The 4095-nt window shown below is 57.2% G+C and carries 6 protein-coding genes; 3 read left to right on the plus strand and 3 right to left on the minus strand.

Annotated features, from left to right (window positions below):
• The first annotated feature begins 353 nt into the window (after nucleotides 1–353).
• Both BFP70_RS19710 and BFP70_RS19715 read left to right on the plus strand, forming a co-directional pair.
• Nucleotides 354–1364, plus strand: coding sequence for a replication initiator protein A (locus tag BFP70_RS19710; protein WP_066013793.1), 1011 nt, complete (start codon nucleotides 354–356; stop codon nucleotides 1362–1364).
• A gap of 21 nt (nucleotides 1365–1385) precedes the next feature.
• Nucleotides 1386–1883 (plus strand): hypothetical protein, encoded by a 498-nt coding sequence (locus BFP70_RS19715; RefSeq protein ID WP_141693290.1) that lies wholly within the window; start codon nucleotides 1386–1388, stop codon nucleotides 1881–1883.
• Between the two features lie 2 nt (nucleotides 1884–1885).
• On the opposite strand, the gene BFP70_RS19720 is transcribed toward BFP70_RS19715, so the two are convergent.
• The 3 genes from BFP70_RS19720 to BFP70_RS19735 form a co-directional block, all read right to left on the minus strand.
• Complete coding sequence (locus BFP70_RS19720; protein ID WP_141693291.1) at nucleotides 1886–2617, minus strand: hypothetical protein; 732 nt, start codon at nucleotides 2615–2617, stop codon at nucleotides 1886–1888.
• A 282-nt stretch (nucleotides 2618–2899) separates the two neighbouring features.
• A complete protein-coding gene (brnA, locus tag BFP70_RS19730) occupies nucleotides 2900–3115 on the minus strand; it encodes a type II toxin-antitoxin system BrnA family antitoxin (RefSeq protein WP_066013801.1) in 216 nt (71 codons plus the stop codon).
• Nucleotides 3102–3365, minus strand: a complete 264-nt coding sequence (locus BFP70_RS19735; protein WP_066013803.1) for a BrnT family toxin — start codon at nucleotides 3363–3365, stop codon at nucleotides 3102–3104. Before BFP70_RS19735 ends, brnA begins: the two co-directional genes overlap by 14 nt.
• A 302-nt stretch (nucleotides 3366–3667) precedes the next feature.
• Between BFP70_RS19735 and BFP70_RS19745 the strand changes: the two genes are divergently transcribed.
• Nucleotides 3668–4095, plus strand: a 428-nt coding sequence (locus tag BFP70_RS19745) for a hypothetical protein (RefSeq protein ID WP_141693292.1), incomplete at its 3' end; no start/stop codon positions are given.

Genomic DNA, 4095 nt, shown 5'->3' on the forward strand with positions numbered 1-4095 from the left:
TGGCCTTGAAGCACCGCAGGTCAGGGAAGAGCCTCAAGCAGAGCGTGAGCATGATTTACCTGAGCGGGTTGATCGAGGCCGAAGCCACGGTCTCTGACCCCTAGTGTTAATAGTGTTACCTACGGAGTATGTTACGGGGCCAAAAATCACCCGTAACATACTGTTAGAGAAACAGGAAACTATCCACAGGGTTCCGAAACTAACGAATCTGGGTTCCGAAACTAACGAATCTGGGTTCCGAAACTAACGAACGGATTTCACCCCAAATCGGGTCCCGATATAACGAACTTGACGGGCAGGTGGGTCATGCTTGATGCTGGTTCCCGATGTAACGAACAGCACTAGGCAGATGGATGGCCCTACTCCCCGACAGGCACCCCCAGAAGGATTTCTTCATCCTCGACATCTCTGACGTGGTGCCGAAGGACGACATGGCCTCGATGGAGCATCCGCTGTTCTCGCTCGCCACGAAACCTGACATGCGCCACCTCGAATATCGCGGTGGCGACAACAGGCTGAAGATCGTCCCCTCTGGGGTCGGCCTGCCCACGATCTTCGACAAGGACATCCTGATTTTCTGCGTGAGCCAGCTCATGCATCGAAAGAACCGAGGGGAAAAAATCGGCAAGCGGGTCCGCTTCAGTGCCCGTGAGCTGATGATCACAACCAACCGCAAGACAGGAGGCATCGAGTATCAGCGCCTGGAACAAGCCTTCCAAAGGCTCATCGGCACCACGTTCCAGACGGACATCCAGACTGGCAACAAGCGCGAAACACGCTTCTTCAGCCTGCTGGAATCCGGCAGCGGCTTCGTGATGAAGGAGGAAGGAAAGTGGCGGCTCGATTACTGTGAAGTGATCTTGTCTGACTGGGTCATGCGCGCGATCGAGAGCGACGAGGTAGTCACGATCTCCAACGACTATTTCCGCCTGCGCCGCCCGCTGGAACGCCGCCTGTATGAGATCGGCCGCAAGCATTGCGGCAGCCAGCCGAAGTGGCAAATCGGCCTCGCCAAGCTTCAAGAGAAAACTGGCAGCAACGCCCCCTTGAAGAAGTTCCGGCTAAACCTGCGTCAGATCATCCAGGACGATGACACCCCGTTCTACCGCATGGAGCTGGCACCTGATGATTTGGTGATCTTCCGCCCGCGCTCTCCGCAAGCCAGACTCGCCCCCGACATCAAGCTTCCAGAATGGGCAGAGGACAAAGCGCGGGACATCGCCAGAGAAAGAGGCCGGGACTACTATGCCCTGCGTTCGGACTGGCTGGCATTCGCCAAGAGCGAAGCGGCCAAGGGCAACCCACCAAAGAACGCAGGCGCGGCGTTTTTGGCCTATTGCGGCAAACAAGACAGCCTGCGCTAACCCCGCCAAAGGCGCATTCGCTTGGCATTGCGCCACGCAACACGCTACCTTGATGCGCAACATCACGATGCAACGGCGCGCAACACTATGAAATACTCACTCTCCGAGGCCGCAAGTGCCACAGGAAAGAACAAAACAACAATCCAGAGAGCAATTAAAAACGGCAAAATATCAGCCTCTAAGGGCGACAGTGGCTCTTATGAGATAGACCCGTCAGAGCTTCACCGCGTTTTCCCTGCCGTTGCGGCAGAATCTGTTGCGCAACACGCCCAAAGCAACGACGCGCAACACGCGCCAAACACCAGTATCAACAGTGATTTAGCCCGCATTCTTGAACTCGAAAAAGAGCTGGCCGTCGCAAATGAGCGAGCCAACGGGCTAGAAGCCCAGAAAGACCAGATGGCGGACACGATCAGCGACTTACGGAAACGTCTAGATAGCTCAGAGGGTCGGATAACGGCTCTCTTGGCCGATAACAGACCAAGGCGCAGCTTATTGTCCCGCTTACTCAACCGGTAGGGCTAAGCAGAACGCATTTTCACAGTGACGCTGTAGGCCACCTGCCCAGCCTGCTCTCGGATGCCCTGTAGCGCACTAGAGTTCATCGCCTCGGCTGTCAGATCAGAAATCCTTTCGGGGTCCACGTCGCCCATTCGCTCTAAGTCTTTAAGCTGGCGAACAATGAACGCCGCACCCATGCTGAACATTTCAACATGCGTTAGCTCAACTCTAAGGGCCTGGACCGCGCCGTCGAAAGCACCCAAGGCAGCAGCGGAGAACTCTTCATCGCTCGGCTCTCGCTCCATCGCATTCAGGAAACTGACATGCGCAATACCGGCAGCGAGATATAGGTCCTCGTACTCATCACCGTGGTGATCCGCCTTGTCATCTTCGACGCTCGACGACGCCCTGAGACCAGTGATTTCAGCAGGAACTTCAGCTTCATCGCGCGCGCCCCTCAGGGGAACGATAAAATCATTCTCGGCCTTGGGGTCCTTCGTGCCAGCACAAAAGGCACTGACAACGAATGCCACACCAAGCGGATACAAAAACGCTAGTAGGAGAAAGCCAACCACCCAGAACAGCCACGAATGAGCTTTGAAGACGGGCATAATCCCGACCTTCTGCAAAAGCTTCATCTGAATGTTCCACCAATATCGCCCTATGACGGAGAGGCTGGTAGCAACGGCCGACACGCCGTCCATAGCTGCGCCATAGGCAACGTGAGAATCTGGCTTTCTATCGTTATGCATCAGACCCCACTTTAGCCGTTCGTTCCCTTCGACGCTTGGCGAGTAAGCGCCCGACCAAACACCAACCGACGCATCCCCAGAAAAGCGCAATGACAACAAAAATTGGGGCGAACCTGGACGTGGGCGACAACACTAGCAGAAGCACTACGTTCAGCGCGCCAAAGCCCAGAGACCAAAGCATCGCACGCTTAAAGGATCTTGCAAAAATCCCCGAGAGCAGGCCGCCAACACCTCCAACGTCAAGAGACATACCTAGCAGGAAGGCAATCGTGTTCATGGCAATTACTGAAGCCTCTCAGCAATCCAGAGCTTGATTAGTGATTGCCGCGTCACGCCGAGGTGACGGGCCTGCTTATCTAAACCTTCGACGACCCATGCCGGAAAATCCACGTTCACGCGCTTGGGCTGGTCATTCGGGCGGCGTGCCTGGGACCAGTCAATTGCACCGCTCATGTCTTCACCGGCGTCGAACTTCTTGTCGAACTCAGTTGCCTTCATAGTATCCGATCTCCTCTTTCCGGGCGCGGCGCACCGAGATGATCCGCACCGCATCACCTCGCGGTGTCCAGACGGCCGCCCAGTGCTTGCCCTCGATCTTCCCAATCGAGATGAACCGCGGTTCACCCTCGGTCTTGGCGGGCGCTTCGAGCATCCACGGGTCATCCCAAAGGGCCTGTGCCTGATCGAAGTCGATGCCATGCTTCGACAGATTCGAGGCACTTTTGGCGGGGTCATACTCAAAATCCATGCGCAAATATGGTATAATAATTATCCATTTTCAAGCATTGATCTATGTGACCAGCACCGCCAGCCCGGCCCTCCGATATTCGGAGGTCTTCGGTCCGAGCTGGCTTCGCGCATCATTCCGACCGGCCCGCATATGGCAGGGGCGGAATGATGCGCAGCCGCCTTTGGGCGGCTTCTGGCAGGAGGTCCAGGAGGGCGCAGCGCCTCTGGCCCAATGGCAATTAGCGGAGCGGCTCGCAGAGAATTGCCTAGTGGGTTGTCATTTGAAATGACAATTCTCCCCGGACACCCTACGCTGCCCCCATGTTCAAGGCAGCTATCCGCGTCAACAAGATGACCACCATCGCCCAGCTTCGCGGGGCGTCCCTTCATGCGCAGCGTCACGACGAGACGGGCAAGGCCCGTGTCCGGGAAGATGCGGAACCCGGCTTCGGCCTCGCCTGGTCAAAGGCCGAGGACGACCGCGACTACCTCGCCGCCTTCAAGGCGCACAAAGCCGAGCTCGGGGCCGGCGAGCGGAAAGGCTCGCCCCTCTGCCTGCAAGCCATCTGCGTCGTGTCACCGGAATGGGTGCAGAAGGCTGGAAACCTCCATGACCCGAAGAACCCGCACAACCGCCAGCTCTTCGACCAGGCGAAGGCATGGGCCGAGAGCTGGGGCGGCAAGGGATCGGTGATCGCCACCCGCCTCGATCTCGATGAGAAGGGCGGCGCCGTGGTCGACGTGATGGT

The organism is Thioclava sp. SK-1 (assembly GCF_001705665.1).
Lineage (GTDB): Bacteria > Pseudomonadota > Alphaproteobacteria > Rhodobacterales > Rhodobacteraceae > Thioclava.

Coding starts and splice junctions, on each gene's coding strand:
- BFP70_RS19735 (WP_066013803.1), bottom strand. CDS start 3,365: ATGGATTTTGAGTATGACCCCGCCAAAAGTGCCTCGAATCTGTCGAAG.
- brnA (WP_066013801.1), bottom strand. CDS start 3,115: ATGAAGGCAACTGAGTTCGACAAGAAGTTCGACGCCGGTGAAGACATG.
- BFP70_RS19710 (WP_066013793.1), top strand. CDS start 354: ATGGCCCTACTCCCCGACAGGCACCCCCAGAAGGATTTCTTCATCCTC.
- BFP70_RS19720 (WP_141693291.1), bottom strand. CDS start 2,617: ATGCATAACGATAGAAAGCCAGATTCTCACGTTGCCTATGGCGCAGCT.